The organism is Saccharopolyspora dendranthemae (genome assembly GCF_007829955.1).
Lineage (GTDB): Bacteria > Actinomycetota > Actinomycetes > Mycobacteriales > Pseudonocardiaceae > Saccharopolyspora > Saccharopolyspora dendranthemae.
On record NZ_VIWX01000004.1, the window covers coordinates 549970 to 566046 of the forward strand.

16 protein-coding genes are annotated in these 16077 nt (G+C 70.0%); 7 read left to right on the plus strand and 9 right to left on the minus strand.

Features of this window, described 5'->3' with window-relative positions; genetic code table 11:
- Positions 1-7 precede the first annotated feature (7 nt).
- The 3 genes from FHU35_RS20765 to FHU35_RS20775 form a co-directional block, all read right to left on the minus strand.
- Positions 8-526 (minus strand): GNAT family N-acetyltransferase, encoded by a 519-nt coding sequence (locus FHU35_RS20765; RefSeq protein ID WP_145742270.1) that lies wholly within the window; start codon positions 524-526, stop codon positions 8-10.
- 71 nt (positions 527-597) lie between these two features.
- Positions 598-1368: a maleylpyruvate isomerase N-terminal domain-containing protein gene (locus FHU35_RS20770; RefSeq protein ID WP_246110452.1), complete on the minus strand. Its 771-nt coding sequence runs from the start codon at positions 1366-1368 to the stop codon at positions 598-600.
- On the minus strand, positions 1355-1810 hold the full coding sequence (locus FHU35_RS20775; protein WP_145742272.1) for an SAV_6107 family HEPN domain-containing protein: 456 nt from the start codon (positions 1808-1810) through the stop codon (positions 1355-1357). The genes FHU35_RS20770 and FHU35_RS20775 overlap by 14 nt, the downstream gene beginning before the upstream one ends.
- 271 nt (positions 1811-2081) lie before the next feature.
- Here FHU35_RS20775 and FHU35_RS20780 point away from each other — a divergent pair, with 271 nt between their 5' ends.
- Positions 2082-2648: a GNAT family N-acetyltransferase gene (locus tag FHU35_RS20780; protein WP_145742274.1), complete on the plus strand. Its 567-nt coding sequence runs from the start codon at positions 2082-2084 to the stop codon at positions 2646-2648.
- A gap of 58 nt (positions 2649-2706) precedes the next feature.
- On the opposite strand, the gene FHU35_RS20785 is transcribed toward FHU35_RS20780, so the two are convergent.
- On the minus strand, positions 2707-4389 hold the full coding sequence (locus tag FHU35_RS20785) for a DUF885 domain-containing protein (protein ID WP_145742276.1): 1683 nt from the start codon (positions 4387-4389) through the stop codon (positions 2707-2709).
- A 110-nt stretch (positions 4390-4499) separates the two neighbouring features.
- Here FHU35_RS20785 and FHU35_RS20790 point away from each other — a divergent pair, with 110 nt between their 5' ends.
- From FHU35_RS20790 to FHU35_RS20805, 4 genes are all read left to right on the plus strand, one after another.
- Complete coding sequence (locus FHU35_RS20790; protein ID WP_246110453.1) at positions 4500-5162, plus strand: DUF3153 domain-containing protein; 663 nt, start codon at positions 4500-4502, stop codon at positions 5160-5162.
- Positions 5163-5268: 106 nt separating this feature from the next.
- Positions 5269-6387, plus strand: a complete 1119-nt coding sequence (locus tag FHU35_RS20795) for a polyprenyl synthetase family protein (RefSeq protein ID WP_246110454.1) — start codon at positions 5269-5271, stop codon at positions 6385-6387.
- A gap of 4 nt (positions 6388-6391) precedes the next feature.
- Entirely contained in the window at positions 6392-7867 is a 1476-nt protein-coding gene (crtI, locus tag FHU35_RS20800; RefSeq protein ID WP_145742278.1) for a phytoene desaturase family protein, read from the plus strand.
- Positions 7868-7988: 121 nt separating this feature from the next.
- Positions 7989-8408 (plus strand): PPOX class F420-dependent oxidoreductase, encoded by a 420-nt coding sequence (locus tag FHU35_RS20805; protein ID WP_145742280.1) that lies wholly within the window; start codon positions 7989-7991, stop codon positions 8406-8408.
- Positions 8409-8455: 47 nt separating this feature from the next.
- Here FHU35_RS20805 and FHU35_RS20810 read toward each other — a convergent pair whose 3' ends face one another.
- Positions 8456-8821, minus strand: coding sequence for an Rv2175c family DNA-binding protein (locus FHU35_RS20810; RefSeq protein WP_222429442.1), 366 nt, complete (start codon positions 8819-8821; stop codon positions 8456-8458).
- Between the two features lie 147 nt (positions 8822-8968).
- Between FHU35_RS20810 and pknB the strand changes: the two genes are divergently transcribed.
- Positions 8969-10966, plus strand: a complete 1998-nt coding sequence (gene pknB, locus FHU35_RS20815; protein WP_145742282.1) for a Stk1 family PASTA domain-containing Ser/Thr kinase — start codon at positions 8969-8971, stop codon at positions 10964-10966.
- Positions 10967-11183: 217 nt separating this feature from the next.
- Positions 11184-12755, plus strand: coding sequence for a polyprenol phosphomannose-dependent alpha 1,6 mannosyltransferase MptB (mptB, locus tag FHU35_RS20820; protein ID WP_186459527.1), 1572 nt, complete (start codon positions 11184-11186; stop codon positions 12753-12755).
- 72 nt (positions 12756-12827) lie between these two features.
- On the opposite strand, the gene FHU35_RS20825 is transcribed toward mptB, so the two are convergent.
- The 4 genes from FHU35_RS20825 to FHU35_RS20845 form a co-directional block, all read right to left on the minus strand.
- A complete protein-coding gene (locus FHU35_RS20825) occupies positions 12828-14213 on the minus strand; it encodes a class II 3-deoxy-7-phosphoheptulonate synthase (RefSeq protein ID WP_145742285.1) in 1386 nt (461 codons plus the stop codon).
- Between the two features lie 95 nt (positions 14214-14308).
- Positions 14309-14662, minus strand: a complete 354-nt coding sequence (locus FHU35_RS20830) for a hypothetical protein (RefSeq protein ID WP_145742287.1) — start codon at positions 14660-14662, stop codon at positions 14309-14311.
- Between the two features lie 87 nt (positions 14663-14749).
- On the minus strand, positions 14750-15097 hold the full coding sequence (locus FHU35_RS20835; protein WP_222429443.1) for a hypothetical protein: 348 nt from the start codon (positions 15095-15097) through the stop codon (positions 14750-14752).
- Between the two features lie 590 nt (positions 15098-15687).
- Positions 15688-16032 carry a hypothetical protein gene (locus FHU35_RS20845; protein ID WP_222429444.1) on the minus strand — a complete coding sequence of 115 codons (345 nt, stop codon included), beginning with the start codon at positions 16030-16032 and terminating at the stop codon, positions 15688-15690.
- Positions 16033-16077 lie beyond the last annotated feature (45 nt).

The window sequence follows — 16077 nt, forward strand, 5'->3', positions numbered from 1 at the left end:
TCGGGCACTACAGGTCCATGAACGGTGCCGCGTAGGCGAATTCGCCACGCACTGCCGGGTCGTACCCGGCCAGCGGGCGGACCTGGAAGTGCTCGGCCCACTCCGGGACCGGAGGGGTGATGCCGAACTTCCCGGCGGGGTCGAAGCCGAACCGCGGGTAGTACTCGCGGTGGCCGAGCAGCGCCACCAGCGGTTCGCCGAGCGCGTCGGCGGCGCCGAGCACCGCGTGCATCAGCGCCGAACCGACGCCCGCGCGTTGCGTTTCCGGTGGCACGCCGATCGGCCCGAGCGCCAGCGCCGGGACCGCACCGACGTGCGCCCGGCTGCACACCACGTGCCCGACGACCTCACCATCGCGTTCTGCGACGAGCGACAAGGCGGGCAGCCACGACCCGTCCTCGCGCAGCGCGTCGACCAGTCCGACCTCCACCGGAACCCGTTGCGGAGCATCAGGATCGGCGAACGCCGCCGCGTGCACCCGGCGGATGGCGGCGTGATCGGCAGGGGTTTCGCGGCGGATCAGCATCCGCCCACAGTGTGCCCTCCGCGGGATTCGAGCAACCGAATTCCTGCGCACCGGCCACGCCGAGCGCGCGGTCACCGGGTCGCCAGCTGCAACAAGCCCCACAGCTGGGCGATGGCGTCCGGATCGCCGCTGGTCTCCACCGCCCGGCTGGGCAGCCTCCCCCACATCCACAGGTAGACGGAGCCGGGCTCACCGCCGACCACCGCGTCCGGCGTGGTGGTGGCGACGTCCTGGGAGCTGGTCACCGCGGCACCGGACGGGTCGGCGGTGACCAGCCAATTGCGTCCGGGCACGTGCACGCCCACCGAGCAGGGCCTGGTCGCGGTGATCTGCAGCGAGTGCAGGCGATAGCCGAACCAGACCCGCAGCACCTCGTCGATGCCGTCGGCGGCCACCTCGGGATCGATCGGCGTGTGCTCGATACCGGCCGCCGTCTGCACGTCTGCGCGGTGGACCGTGGCGGCGTGCAGCATCCGCCGCGCCCAGAAGGCGACGGTGTGCTGCTCCGGCCACCACGTCGGAGCAGGATCGTCCGGCGGGCGGGAGACGAACTCGGCGAGGAGGTCCGCCATCCGCACGGCGAACCGGTTGGTCAGCTCTCGCAGGTCCGCCTCGGCCGGCAGATCCCACCGTCGTTGCGCCTCGGGCGATCCGAGCCAGGACAGCACGTCCTCGCACAGATCACCGAGGTGCCGGAGCGTCTGGCCGACGGTGCGGCCGGACGCGCTGTACACCGGCGCGTCGACGTGCACGTCGTGCGTCGCGGCCGTCATCAGCTGGGCTTCGATCCCCAGCTGATCGAGCATGCGTCCGTACTCGATGCCCACGTCAGTACCGTTCACGGGTCGCCCCCAGCAGGCTCCGCCCCACGATGCCGAGGAATTCCCGGCTGTTGTCCAGCAGTTCGTCGGCGTGCGCGTCGGTCGTGGTCGGAACCCCGGCCTCGGCCGCGGCGCGACGGTTGGAGCGCGCGGCGAAGTAGGCCGCCCACTTGCGCAGCTCCGGCGCGGCCGCGGTCAGCAGCTGCCACACGCTCGCCGGGCGCTTGTCCTCGCGGTGCGCGGACCGCGCCACGACGACGGCCGCGGCAGCCCGCAACGCCGCCAGGTGCGCCGCGATGAACCGCTCACCTGGACGTTCCGCGGTCTCCGCCTCGTGCAGGCAGGTGCGCGCGTGCAGCAGGAGCGAGAGCGCACCCGCGGGTGTGTCCGCCTCAGGCGTGGGTCCCGCGTTCTCGACGGAGTATCGCGGCGACGGGATCGACAGGTCGGTGGGATAAGACATCGGCTCTCCCTTCAGCGGTGGGGTCCGGCGGCGGGGTGCTTCCCCCACCCCACCGCCGGACCGTGGTTCGAACGCGAGTTCGTCGAACTCGCGTTCGAACGAGTTCAGATTAGCGCCGAGCGGAGATCGACTCAAGCGATGCGCTGTAGCTCACCTGTTCGAGTCACGAGCTGCGAAGATGATCATGGACGGGATCGACGGATCCCGTCCGGATCGACGTGGCCCGGGCGCAGGAAAGACCCCGAGCACGAGAGGCGTTAGTGTTCGGCCCGTGACCGCTGCGCCATCCCCCAGCTGCGACCGGGTGTTCGAACTGACCGCTGAGCAGTTGCGGGCGAGACTCCCCGAAGCTCTCCGGATCTACGTGACCGCGATGGGCTACCCGCCCGTGACCGCCCAGCAGCGCGCACCGATGTGGTCGGCGCACATGCTGCGCGCGGGCTGGCGCTGCATCGGCGCGTTCAACGAGGACGACGAGCTCACCGGCATCGGCTACGGCTACCTCGGCGCGCCCGGCCAGTGGTGGCACGAGCAGGTCCGCCGGGGCTTGGAGGACACGGGCGGCGACGCGGACGCCTGGCTCCAGGACTACTTCGAGCTCACCGAGCTGCACGTGCACCCGAGCGCCCAGGGCGCGGGTCTCGGCGAGGAGATCCTGCGCAAGCTGCTCTCCGGCGCGCCCGGCGGCCGCGTGCTGCTGTCGACCCCGGAGGGTCCGACCCGCGCCTGGAAGCTGTACCAGCGCGTCGGTTTCGAGGACGTGCTGCGCAACTACAGCTTTACCGGCGACCCCCGCCCCTTCGCCGTCCTCGGCCGCCCGCTGCCCCTGAACCCCTGAGACGGCGAGAGCCGCGGCCTTCGCGAAGGCCGCGGCTCTCGTGGCGGGGTCCGGGAGGTCAGAGCTCCGCGAGTTGTTCGCGGAGCGTGTCCAGGCCCATCGAGCCCAGCTTGAGGGCTTCGGTGTGGAAGGCCTTGACGTCGAAGCTCGCGCCGTGGCGGTGGCGGGCCTCGTCGCGCGCCGCGCGCCACAGGCGTTCGCCGAGCTTGTAGGACGGGGCCTGACCCGGCCAGCCCAGGTAGCGGTCGATCTCGTCGCGCACCTGCGCCGGGTCGGTGATCGTGCGGCTGAGCATGAACTCCAGCCCCAGGTCGGGCGTCCACACCTCGCCCTCGTGGAACCCGGTCCCGCCCGGGATCTCCAGCTCCAGGTGCATGCCGATGTCGACGACCACGCGGGCGGCGCGGAAGAGCTGGTCGTTGAGCATGCCGAGCAGGTTTCCGTCGTCGGAGAGGTACCCGAGCTCGCGCATCAACCGCTCCGCGTAGAGCGCCCAGCCCTCGCCGTGCCCGGAGACGAAGCAGGCCAGCCGCTGGAACTTGTTGAGCCGCTCCGCCTCGTGCACCGAGGTCGCGACCTGCAGGTGATGGCCCGGCACGCCCTCGTGGTACACAGTGGACACTTCGCGCCAGGTCGGGAAGTCCTGCCGGTCGGCGGGCACCGACCACCACATCCGACCCGGTCGCGAGAAGTCGTCGGTGGGCCCGGTGTAGTAGGCGCCGACGCCACCGCCGGGAGGAGCGATCTTGCACTCCAGCCGCATCAAGGCGTCCGGGATCTCGAAGTGCGTTCCGCGCAGGTCCGCGAGGGCCTGGTCGGAGAGCCCCTGCATCCACCGCTCGAACTCGCGCTGGCCGCGCACCTGGTAGCGCTCGTCGGCGTCGAGGATCGCTGCGGCCTCCGCGAGCGTCGCGCCCGGCTTGATCCGGTTCGCGACTTCCCTCATCTCCGCTTCGATGCCGGAGAACTCCTGCCAGCCCCACTCGTAGGCCTCGCGCAGGTCGAGCTTCGCGCCGGTGAAGTAGCGGGACCAGAGCCGGTAGCGCTCCTCGCCCACCGCGTCTTTCTCGGGAGCCTGGGGCAGCAGGTCGCCTCGCAGGAAGTCGGCCAGACCGGCGTAGGCCTCGGCCGCCGATTCCGCGGCGGTCTCCAGCTCGCGGCGCAGCGAGTCCTCGATGCCCTCCGCCCGGCCGACCATCGCGGCGAAGAACGAGTCACCGCCGTCGCGCCCGGACCAGGTGTCGCACTGCTGCGCGACCTTGCGGACCTGCCGCGCCGCCGAGACGTTGCCCGCCGCAGCGGCTTCGGTCAGCCCGGCGCGCAACCCCAGCACGGCTTCCGGCATCGCCGAGAGCCTGCGGCCGATGGTCCGCCAGTCGGCGTCGCCGTCACCGGGCATCAGGTCGAAGACCTGGCGCAGTTCCTGCGCCGGGCTGGCGATCACGTTCAGCGAGGACATGTCCGCGCCGATCTCGTGCAGTTCGAGGTCGAGCCCGACGCGCTCGGTGAACACCGCCTTCGCGATCCGCTCGGACTCGTCGGCCGGCTCGGCCTCCCGCACGGCGGCGAGGCTCCGGGCCGCCAGCTCGGCGCGCGCCCGGTGGCCGTCGGGCGAGTAGTCGGTCAGTTCCTCTTCCCCACCGGGCAAACCCAGGTAGGTGCTCGCGATCGGGTCGAGCGCCGCCAGCTCGTCGACGAACCGGTCGCTGATCGCGTGTACGCCGTTGTGGTCAACTCCCATGCCGCCACGCTAGCGCGCGCACGTGGAAGCGACGCGATACGACGAAAAGCGGACACCGGCGATGATCACACGATCGGCAAACTTCTCCTGTCGGTGGCAACATCCCCCGCGTGGAGGGGAACAGACCGCGCCGAACGTTGCTGGTCCTGCTGATCATCCTGCTCAGCACGATGCTCAGCGGGTGCTTGCACGTCAGGGCAGCGATGACCATTTCCGGCGAGGACAAGGTCTCCGGCGAGGTGCTGGTGGCCACCGAAACCCCGGACGGCAAGGTGCCGTTCGACCTGCGGCCTCCTCCCGATCTCGCCGACCGGGTTCACGTCACGCCGTACAAGGAGGGCACCCGGGTCGGGGCGAACCTCTCGTTCAACGACCTCTCCTACGAGGAGGTCGAACAGCTCGCGACCGCGATGAGCCCGTCCGATTCGCGGTTCTCGCTGAAGATGCACCGCTCCGGCTCACTGGTGATCTTCGAGGGCGAGGCCGACCTGACCCCGCTGGCCGACACCGATTCCGGCATCGAGGTCAAGCTGAGCGCTCCCGGGCAGATCACGACCACCAACGGCGAGGAGAGCGCGGGCACGGTCACCTGGCTGCTGGAACCGGGCGAGGTCACCCAGCCCTCGGCGACCTTCCAGTTCATGACCGGCACGGGGATGGACTGGGTCGGCTGGGCGCTGCTGGTGTGCGGCGTCGCCGTCGTCACGGCGGGCCTCATCGGCGGGCTCGCGCTGCGCAACCACCTGCGGACGAGGCCCGGCGCCAAGCTCTGATCGAGACCGCCGGTCACCCTCCGGAGCGCCCCGCGCACGGGGAGCGATGCCGTGGCCCCGCAGGAAGCGACGCGGAGGCATCGCGCAGGATGGAGGTGTGCCTCCCATGTACTCGGCCACCATGCGGGCCGTCGGCGGCAACGCCGATTTCGAAGCTGATCTGCCCGGTCACATCCAGCGGGTGCTGAGGAGCTGCCTGCAGTCCCGGCGTGACGAGGCGGCCGACCTCGACCCCGCGGTCGGGGCGGCGGTGGCCGAGCTCAACGACTTCGTGCTCGGTGGCGGCAAGCGCATCCGCCCGACCTTCGCCTGGTGGGGCTGGCGGGCCTGCGGGGGCGCGGCGAGCGGGCCGGAAGCCGAAGCGATGCTGCAGGCGGCCAGTGCCCTCGAGCTGATCCAGACCTGCGCTCTGGTGCACGACGATCTCATCGACGAGTCCGACACCCGGCGCGGCAAGCCCACCATCCACCGCCGCTTCCAGCAGCAGCACCGGGACTCCGAATTCACCGGCGACGACACCCAGTTCGGCATGGCCTCCGCCGTGCTGCTCGGTGACCTGGCGCTCGCCTGGGCCGACGACCTGCTGCACAGCGCCGGCATCCCGGCCGAGGCGATGCAGCGTGCGCTGCGGCCGTGGCGCGCGATGCGCACCGAGGTGCTCTCCGGCCAGTACCTGGACGTGCTCGGACAGGTCAACGTCGACGAGTCGCCGGAAGCGGCGCTGAAGATCTGCCAGCTCAAGGCCGCTTCCTACACCGTGCAGCGGCCTCTCGAGCTCGGCGCGGAGATCGCCGGGGCGACGCCGGAGGCACTGGCCGCGCTGCGCCGGTTCGGTTCCGACATCGGCGTGGCGTTCCAGCTCCGCGACGACCTGCTCGGCGTGTTCGGCGACCCGGCGGTCACCGGCAAGCCCGCCGGTGACGACCTGCGCGAAGGCAAGCGGACGGTGCTGATCGCCGAGGCCGTCGCGACCGCCCAGGAGCGGGGCGACCAGGCCAAGCTCGACCTGCTGCACGAGGTGCTGGGCGATCCGCAGCTCACCGAGGAGCGGGTGGCGGCAGCGCGCGAGGTGCTCACCGAACTGGGGGCGGTGGCAGCCGTGGAGAAGCGGATCACCGAGCTCACCGGCTCGGCCATGCTCGCGCTGCACACCGCCGGGCTCGACGAGCCCGCCGCGTCGCGGCTGGCCGAGCTGGCCATCGCGGTCACCGACCGCAACCACTGACGCCGTGCGCTCGGTCACCGGCCGAACCGACCACGTGGTGATCGTCGGCGCCGGACTGGCGGGGCTCGCCGCCGCGCTGCACCTGGCCGGCGCGGGACGGCAGGTCACCGTCGTGGAACGCGCCGACGCCCCCGGCGGCCGGGCAGGTCTGCGCACCCTCGACGGGTACCGGATCGACACCGGCCCGACGGTGCTGACGATGCCCGACCTGCTCGACGAAGCGCTGGCCGCCGTCGGCTCGTCGGTTCGCGAACGGCTGGACCTGATCCCGCTGCACCCGGCTTACGAGGCCCGGTTCGCCGACGGCTCGACGCTGGGCGTGCACACCGATGCCGAGGCGATGGAGCACGAGGTGCGGAGGCTGGCCGGCCCTCGGGAAGCCGACGGGTACCGGCGACTTCGGCGTTGGCTGACCGACGTCCACCGGGCGGAGAGGCACCGGTTCATCGACGCCAACTTCGACTCACCGCTCGACCTGGTCTCCCCCGAGCTGGCCCGGCTGGTGGCGCTCGGCGGTTTCGGCAGGCTCGGCCCGGCGATCGGCCGGTTCCTGCGCGACGAGCGGTTGCGGCGGGTCTTCTCCTTCCAAGCCCTCTACGCGGGGTTGGATCCGCGGCGCGCGCTCGCGCTCTACGCGGTGATCTCCTACATGGACACCGTCAACGGCGTCTGGTTCCCGCGCGGCGGCATGCACGCGGTGCCGACCGCCATGGCCGCAGCCGCCGAAGGTGCCGGTGTCCGGTTCCGGTACGGGACCGAGGTGACCGACCTGGAACGCAGCGGTGTCCGCATCACCGCCGTGCGCACCGCCGACGAGCGGATCCCCGCTGACGCCGTGGTGCTCACCCCCGACCTGCCCGTGGTCCACCGGCTGCTGGGCAGGCGGCCGCGACGTCGCCTGCGCTGGTCGCCCTCCGCCGTGGTGCTGCACGCGGGCACGACCAGGAACTGGTCCTCAGCGCACCACACGATCTCGTTCGGCGAGGCGTGGCAGGACACCTTCACCGAGATCATCCGTGACGGCAAGCCGATGACGGACCCGTCGTTGCTGGTCACCCGGCCGACCGCGAGCGACCCGACGTTGGCTCCGGAAGGCCGCGACCTGCACTACGTTCTCGCGCCGTGCCCGAACCTGGAGGCCGGACCGATCGACTGGTCCCGCATCGGTCCCCGGTACCGCGACGAGCTGGTGGGAGTACTGGAGCGGCGCGGGTTCTCCGGCCTCGACGCCGCGATCGAGACCTCGGAACTGGTCACCCCGGCGGAGTGGGCGGCGGAGGGCCATGCCGCAGGCACCCCGTTCTCCGCCGCGCACACCTTCTCCCAGACCGGACCGTTCCGGCCGAAGAACCTGGTGCGCGGGCTGAGCAACGTCGTGCTGGCGGGCTCGGGGACGACGCCCGGCGTCGGGGTTCCCCCGGTCCTGATCTCGGGAAAGCTCGCCGCGCAGCGGGTCCTCGGCGGGACCGACCGGGGTTGAGCCGCGGTCGGCACGCTCCCCCGGATGGCGGCGCGCTGCCGGCGTGGCGATGATGCTCATCGCGGGGTCGGTGATCTTCACGGCTCCGCCGCAACGGCACCCGAGCGATCGAGGAGATCTCATGTCCAAGCCGCCGCTGCCGCCCGACGCCGTCGAGCTGCTGCGCCGCGCCAACCCGTCCGTGATCACGACGCTGCGTTCCGACGGAACGCCGGTGTCGACGCCCACCTGGTACCTGTGGGACGACGGCCGGGTCCTGATCAACATGGACGCCCAGCGCGTTCGTCTCAAGCACATCCGGCGCGACCCTCGGGTGACGCTGAGCGTGCTGGACTCCGGCGACTGGTACACCCACGTCACCGTGGTCGGCAGGGTGACCGAGTTCAAGGATGACGAAGGCCTCGTCGACATCGACCGCCTCGCCAACCACTACCTCGGCCAGCAGTACCCGAACCGGGAGAACCCGCGGGTCAGCGCCTGGATCGAGATCGACAAGTGGCACGGTTGGGGATCGTTGAAGGACAACGACCAGCCCGGCTGAACGTCCCTCCCGGTGGTGCGCCTCGACGCGCACCACCAGGGGGCCGGTCAGAAGCCCATGGCCTGCGCGCGCCTCTTGACCTCGCGGCCACGATCGCCGCGCAGCGCGTCGATCGGAGAGCCCGGGAGCGTGGCGTCCTCGGCGAACAGCCAGCGCAGGATCTCGTCCTCGTGGTAGCCGTTGTCGCGGAGCACGGTGATCGTGCCGCCCAGCCCCTTCACGATCTCGTCGTCGATGAAGAAGGCACTCGGCACCCCCAGCTCCTTGTTCCGGCGCAGGGCGAGCAGATGACCATCACGAATGAGCTGATGCACCCGGGTGACGGACCGACCGAGCTTCTCAGCCACAGCGGTCAGCGGCACAACCTCCACGTCGGGAGCCAGCACGTCCGGGGCAGCGGGGATTGCAACCACGCCGCACACCTTGCCACATCGCGCTCGCGCGTGCCGCGCACCGCGCGGGTTATCTTGTTGATCAACGCCACCGCCCCACCGAACGCCGGTATCGTGCGCGTACCTGCCACAATCGGTAGTGGCAAGGAACCCGGGGAATGGCGAGCGATGACACCTGAGACACGGCAAGGACAGGGCAACAGCCTCGTCGGAGCCTTTCTCGAACGTCGCTACCGCGTGGACTCGGTGATCGCCCGCGGCGGCATGTCCACCGTTTACCGAGGTCTGGACACCCGGTTGGAGCGCCCGGTGGCGCTCAAGGTGATGGACGCCCGCTACTCGGGCGACCGCTCCTTCGTCGACCGGTTCGAACGCGAAGCCCGTTCCGCGGCGAAGCTGCACCACAACGACGTCGTCGCCGTCTACGACCAGGGCGTGGACCGCGAAGCCGACGGCGACCACGTGTTCCTGGTCATGGAGCTCGTCGAGGGGTGCACGCTGCGTGACCTGATCATGGACCGCGGCGGGAAGCTGCCGCTGGCCATGGCCATCAGCGTGATGCAGCCGGTGCTCTCGGCGCTGGCCTCCGCGCACCGCGCGGGCATGGTCCACCGCGACGTCAAGCCGGAGAACGTGCTCATCGGCAACGACGGTTCGGTGAAGGTCGCCGACTTCGGGCTGGTGCGCGCGGCGGCTGAAGCGGGCACGACCAGCGGAAGCGTCATCCTCGGCACCGTCGCCTACCTCTCCCCCGAGCAGGTCACCACCGGTGCCGCCGACGCGCGCACCGATGTCTACGCCGCCGGGATCGTGCTCTACGAGCTGCTGACCGGGCGGCCGCCGTTCGTCGGCGACACCGCCATGTCGGTGGCCTACCAGCACGTGAACGACGACGTGCCGTCCGCAGCGCAGACCTCGCCTGAGGTGCCGGCCGAGCTCGACGCGCTGGTGCTGCGCGCCACCCGGCGCGACCCGGAGCAGCGACCTGCGGACGCCGAGGCGTTCTCCGCCGAGCTGGAGCAGGTGCGCAGCGACCTGGGCATCGCGCCCGTGGCCGTCCCGGTGCCGGCTTCGGAGGCTCGGACGGCGCTGATGCCGCCGGTGGCGGACCCGCCGACCGAGCAGTTCCCGACCGTGCGCGCCCAGCCGACCAGGGTCGAACCGGTTCCGCAGAACTTTGAGCAGCAGCCGCGCCACCACACGCGCGCGCTCGCCCGCCCGGCCACCGACGAGTACGACGCGCCGCCGCCGGGAGCGGGCATGGAACCGCAACGGCGCAGGGGCCGCCGCAACGGCGCGATGTGGGCCGCGATCGTGCTGGTCCTGGTCGCGCTGGTGGGCGGAGCGGCGTTCTGGCTCGGCTTCGGCAGCTACGTCTCGGTCCCCCGGATCGTCGGGGTGTCCGAGCAGCAGGCCGTCCAGTCGCTGCAGGGCGCCGAGCTGACCGCGAACGTGACCAGGGAGAACGACAACGACGTGCCGGAAGGCATCGTTCTGAGCTCGAATCCCGCGGAGGGTTCCCAGGCGCGCAGCGGTAGTTCGGTGGACGTCGTGGTCTCGCTGGGCAAGCCCGCGGTCCCGCAGATCGAGGCGGGCATCACGGTCGCCGAGGCCGAGAACCTGATCCGCAACGCGAAGCTCCAGCCCAAGCAGGACTCCTCCTCGGCGCAGTACCACCGGACCGTGCCGGAAGGGCACGTGATCAGCGCCGATCCGGCTCCCGGCACCCGGGTGAACCTCAACTCCGAGGTGGCGCTGGTGGTCAGCAAGGGCCCGCCGCCGGTGCAGGTCCCGGATGTGCGCGGGATGAGCCGCGAGGACGCCTTCACGACGCTGAGCAACGCCGGTTTCGAGCCCTACGAGGCGGGTCAGCAGTTCGACGGCGACGTCGATGCCGGGAAGGTGATCAGCACGGATCCGGCGATCGGCTCCGAGGTCAAGCTCGTCGGTCGGCCGCGCATCGGCGTGGTGGTCTCCAACGCCGTTCCGGTGCCCAGCCTCAACGGCATGAAGGTCACCGAGGCCCAGGTGCAGGTGGCGCAGCTCGGGCTCCAGCTGAGCGTGCAAGCCCTGTTCCAGCGCGACGACATGGTGATCCTGGGTCAGTACCCGCTCCCGGGGAGCCGCGTCCAGCCCGGTTCGGCCATCCACGTGACCGCGTTCTAGGCGGCTCGTCACCCGTGACCGAGGTCGCCTCTTCGGTGGAAGATCTCCACCCGCCAGCGTGATCCTGATCTCGTGTCTGAGTTGTAACGTTTTTCCGAGGCGTGGATCTACCAGGGGCGACCCGGCTTTCGAAGATCATCGACCGTCGTTTCGCGAAACGCGATCTGACCTGGTCAGAGCCGGACGGGTGCGAGCTTGTGGAACTATTGATCCCAACATGGCCCCGATTGTCTCTGTGGAGTCGGCCCCGAACGCGTCCGATCGGACCAGCAGCACACCAGCCGACCTGATCAGCCTCGGCGGACGTCACCCCGGACGTCCGCTGCCCTTGCGCACCATCCTTCTCGGCGCGATCGGCTCCGTGCTGCTGCTGGCCGGTTCGGTCGGTGCCGGGGGCACTCTCATCCACGACCCGATCCTGGGCGACGGCCCGCTGTCGGTGCTGCGCTACGGGCACGGCCGCGACTTCGCGGTCACCGTGGTCTACGTGGGGTTCGCGTTGCTGGTGTGGGCGTGGGTGCGGCTCGGCCGTGGCGTGATCGCGGAGCTGGTGTCCGCACGAGGGGTGCTGTGGGCGACGGCCGCGTGGCTCGCGCCGATCCTGGCCGCGCCGCCGCTGTTCAGCCGCGACGTCTACAGCTACCTCGGGCAGGGTCTGCTCGCGCTGCACGGCCTCGACCCCTACGGCGTGGGTCCGGCGATGCTGACCGGCCCGATCCCGGAGAACGTCCACCCCACCTGGCAGACCACTCCCGCGCCTTACGGCCCGCTGTTCATGGGCGTGGCCAAGGGCGTGATCCTGCTGGCCGGCCACGACGTGATCGCCAGCGTCATCGTCATGCGGCTGGTGCTGCTCGGCGGTCTGGTGCTGCTGATCTGCGCGCTGCCCGGACTCGTCCGGCACCTGGGCGGACGCCTTCCGATCGCGCTGTGGCTCGTGGCGGCGAGCCCGATGACCGTGGTGCACCTGGTCGGCGGCCCGCACAACGACATGCTCATGATCGGCCTGCTCGCGACGGGGACGCTGGCGATGCTCAACGGCCGCAACGTGCTGGGCATCGGCCTGGTGTCGGCGGCGATGGCCGTGAAGGCGACCGCCGGGCTGGCGCTGCCGTTCCTGGTGTGGATGTGGGCCGCCCGGCTGGAGGGCCCGACGCTCCGCCGGTTCTCCCACGCCGTCGTGCCCGCGCTGGGCGTGTTCGCGGTGGTCTTCGGCGGCTGCACGGCGCTGGCGAAGGTCGGCTTCGGCTGGCTGTCCGCCCTGTCCGCGCCGGGCATGATCGTGAACTACCTGTCCTCGCCCACCGGCGTGGGGCAGGCCGTGCACACCGTTCTCTCGCTGTTCGGCGACCTCAACATCTGGCCGATCGTGGGCACCACCCGCACGCTCGGCTCGATGCTGCTGCTGGCGCTGCTGGCCTGGAACTGGTGGCAGGCCCGCGACGGTGGCACCGAAGCGGTCCGCCGCGCGGCGATCGTGCTGTGCTGCGGCGCGCTGCTCTCACCGGTCGTCCTGCCCTGGTACCTGACGTGGGGGCTGGCGCTGGCCTCGGCGTTCGCCTGGACTCCGCGCGCCCTGTCCTACGTGGTCGGCGCCTCGATCGCGCTGGTCCTCGCCTACTACCCGGACGGCGAGCAGGCGATGTACAACTGGCCGTTCGTGGCGGTCGGCATCGGCGCAGCCGTGCTGGGCGGCATCTCCCTGGTGCGCTTCGACCCGCTGGGCCTCAGCGGGCCCATCAAGGACTTCACCTCAGACCTGCGCAGAGAACCCCTGATCCGCCGCTGAAACGCCGAACAGGGCCCGGAGCGATTCCGGGCCCTGTTCGGTGTCAGGCGAGCGGTGCAGCCGCTCTCTCGGTCAGCCTCGCAGCATCTCCGCCACGAGGAAGGCCAGCTCCAGCGACTGCTGAGTGTTCAGACGCGGGTCGACGGCGGTCTCGTAGCGGTCGGACAGGTCGGAGTCGGAGATCTCCTGGGCACCGCCCAGGCACTCAGTGACGTCCTCACCGGTCAGCTCGATGTGGATGCCGCCCGGGTGCGTGCCGAGCCGGTTGTGCACCTCGAAGAATCCCTGCACCTCATCGACGATGCGGTCGAAGTGACGGGTCTTGTAGCCGGTGCTGGACTCGTGGGTGTTGCCGTGCATGGGGTCGCACTGCCAGATCACCTGGTGCCCGGAGGCGGTGACCTTCTCGACGATGGCGGGCAGCACGTCGCGCACCTTGCCGTTGCCCATCCGGCTGATCAGCGTGAGCCGACCCGGTTCGTTGTTCGGGTCGAGCCGCTCGACGTATTCCACGGCCTGCTCGGGCGTGGTCGTCGGGCCGATCTTGAGGCCGATCGGGTTGGAGATCAGCTCGGCGAAGGCGATGTGCGCGCCGTCGAGCTGACGGGTGCGGTCCCCGACCCACAGGAAGTGACCGGACAGGTCGAAGAGCCGGGGCTGGTCGCCGCTGGTGTCCAGCCTCAGCATGGCCCGCTCGTAGTCGAGCACCAGGGCTTCGTGGCTGGCGAAGAACTCCACCGAGTGCAGGCTGGAGTCGTCGACGCCGCAGGCGTGCATGAAGCGCAGGCCGCGGTCGATCTCGGCGGCGACGGATTCGTAGCGCTCCCCGGCCGGCGAGTTGAGCACGAAGTCCTTGTTCCAGTCGTGCACCTTGGTCAGCGCGGCCATGCCGGCGCTGGTCAGCGCGCGCGAGAGGTTCATCGCGGCGCTGGCGTTGGCGTAGGCCCGGATCAGCCGCGACGGGTCGTGCCGACGGGCTTCCTCGGTGGCGACCAGCGAGTTGACCATGTCGCCCCGGTAGGACTGCAGACCGAGGGCGTCGGTGTTGCTGGAACGCGGCTTGGCGTACTGACCGGCGATCCGTCCGACCTTGACCACCGGCATGCTCGCGCCGTAGGTCAGCACGACGGCCATCTGCAGCAGGGTCCGGATGTTGCCGCGGATGTGCGGTTCGGTGTTGTCCGCGAACGTTTCGCCGCAATCACCTCCCTGCAGCAGAAACGCTTCGCCTCGGGCGACGGCCGCGAGGTGGTGGCGCAGCTGGTCCACCTCGGAGGGCACGGTCACCGGCGGCACGCTCTCCAGCACCTTGCGAACGCTGCCGACCTCTTGGTCCGGCCACGTCGGCTGCTGAGCCGCGGGGCGAGCCAAGGCGTCATCGAGACGGGCGCGCATCTCCGAGGGCAGCGGAGGCAACTCGGGCAGGTCATCTACGGGGACGTCGACGGTCCAGTTCACGCGGACCAGAATAGGCGCTCGACGCCACTGGTTTTTCGGCGGGAGCTCAGTCTCACACCCACCGCTCGGCCCCCCGAGCACCGGTCGGCGTCGATTCAGTTCGGTTTCAGCCCGACCCAGCGCGCGAACTCCACCGCGCCGGCGGACACCCGCGGCTGCCGCAGGAGCGACCACGCGGTCTCCCGCACCGACGGATGCCCCCGGACCTGCGACGGAGAAACGTCGCGCGCCGCGTTGAGCTCCCCCAGCGCCCGCTCCCGGTCGCCCTCCAACACCCAAGCCCGCGCCTGGTCGACGTGGTGATGAGCAACACGCTCCGGCCGACCGGGATCCGAGATCACCACGCGCGAACCCCGCCTGATCGCCTCCACCGCATCGCCGACGGCGTCGGCAGCCCGAACCCCGTGCAGGTCGCGAGCGTCGACGCCGAACACCTTCGCACGGGCCACGACGAACACCGGCCCGGTGAAGCCCCTCCTTGAGTCCGCCACATCCGCGAGGGGCTTCGGTCGGCGTCGATTGGCTTCCGGTTGCGCCTACCGCAATCGGAGCTTGTCCAGTGCCTTCGGGTTCGTCTTGGCGCTTCCCTGCTGCACGGAGTACAAGATCCCGTTGTAGACGAGATCCCACAGCTTCGAGTTTGCCTGAATGTCCGCCGCATCGACGGACATTTCGGTGCCCTTTTTGTCAGCAAGCTCAAGCGTCCACGCCAGCCCACCACTAGCGCCTTCCACCTTCACTTCGGTGAGTTCATACGTGTCCACGTAACCCTTCTTCAAGGCGAACCAGTCCGCTCCGGCGGAGATTCCGTGCTTCTTTCCGCCGAGTAGTGCCCAGATCGGAAGCGGGATGAGCACAAAGATCCAAAGCCACCACGTGCCCATCCAAGCGAATCCCCAGTCCTTCAGGCACATAAAACCGAAGAGGAGACACGAAGCGAAGACCCCGCCCAGCGCGTATCCGCTTGCCGTGCCTTGGTACCACTCCAGGACAGGACCGCGCCCCGCTGGAGCTTCAGGGTACTTCGGTCGCTTGCGGGAGGTTCGTTCGAGCTCCCCCCATACGCTGAAGACTGGAGCCTTTGGAGGCCGTGGTTCGCCGGTCTGGGGGTTAGGCCGGGGGATCGTCACGTAGTCCTCGCCGTCATCGTGTCATCTTCGGGTTGATCTCTTGCAGCTTCTCCCCAGTACTGGTGATGGCATCCCAGTTCTGGTCAACCGCAAATCCGACTCCGACACCAATAACACCACCAACGACGGCCCCGACCGGGCCGCCGATGCAGGCACCCACAGCAGCACCTGACACAAGACTTGCGCCTGCGCTGGAAACGGCCTGGGTTGGGTCTCTCCCCTGGCTGATGTCGTACCCGATGCCTGCGCCGGTTAGTACGAGACCAGCACCGGGGATAATCTTGCCAAACTCCGCCACATCCGCGAGGGGCTCCGGCCGGGCGTCGATTGGCTTCCGGTTGCGCCTACCGCAATCGGAGCTTGTCCAGCGCCTTCGGGTTCGTCTTGGCGCTCCCCTGCTGCACGGAGTGCAAGATCCCGTTGTAGACGAGATCCCACAGCTTCGAATTTGCCTGAGCGTCCGCCGCATCGACCGACATTTCGGTACCCTTTTTGTCGGCAAGCTCAAGCGTCCACGCCAGCCCGCCGCTAGCGCCTTCCACCTTCACTTCGGTGAGTTCATACGTGTCGACGTAGCCCTTTTTCATGGCGAACCAGTCCGCGCCGGCCGAAATACCATGCCGACGCCCGATAAGTGCCCAGAGCGGGATCGGGATGAGCACAAGAACCCAGAGCCACCACGTGCCCATCCATTCGAATCCCCAGTCTTTCAGGCACAGAAGGCCGAACCCGAG

What these genes read in the sequence shown, in the direction of transcription:
- FHU35_RS20795 (WP_246110454.1), top strand. Translation starts at nt 5,269, where the DNA reads ATGTACTCGGCCACCATGCGGGCCGTCGGCGGCAACGCCGATTTCGAA.
- FHU35_RS20835 (WP_222429443.1), bottom strand. Translation starts at nt 15,097, where the DNA reads ATGGGCACGTGGTGGCTTTGGATCTTTGTGCTCATCCCGCTTCCGATC.
- FHU35_RS20845 (WP_222429444.1), bottom strand. Translation starts at nt 16,032, where the DNA reads ATGGGCACGTGGTGGCTCTGGGTTCTTGTGCTCATCCCGATCCCGCTC.
- mptB (WP_186459527.1), top strand. Translation starts at nt 11,184, where the DNA reads ATGGCCCCGATTGTCTCTGTGGAGTCGGCCCCGAACGCGTCCGATCGG.
- FHU35_RS20785 (WP_145742276.1), bottom strand. Translation starts at nt 4,389, where the DNA reads ATGGGAGTTGACCACAACGGCGTACACGCGATCAGCGACCGGTTCGTC.
- FHU35_RS20765 (WP_145742270.1), bottom strand. Translation starts at nt 526, where the DNA reads ATGCTGATCCGCCGCGAAACCCCTGCCGATCACGCCGCCATCCGCCGG.
- FHU35_RS20775 (WP_145742272.1), bottom strand. Translation starts at nt 1,810, where the DNA reads ATGTCTTATCCCACCGACCTGTCGATCCCGTCGCCGCGATACTCCGTC.
- FHU35_RS20805 (WP_145742280.1), top strand. Translation starts at nt 7,989, where the DNA reads ATGTCCAAGCCGCCGCTGCCGCCCGACGCCGTCGAGCTGCTGCGCCGC.
- pknB (WP_145742282.1), top strand. Translation starts at nt 8,969, where the DNA reads ATGACACCTGAGACACGGCAAGGACAGGGCAACAGCCTCGTCGGAGCC.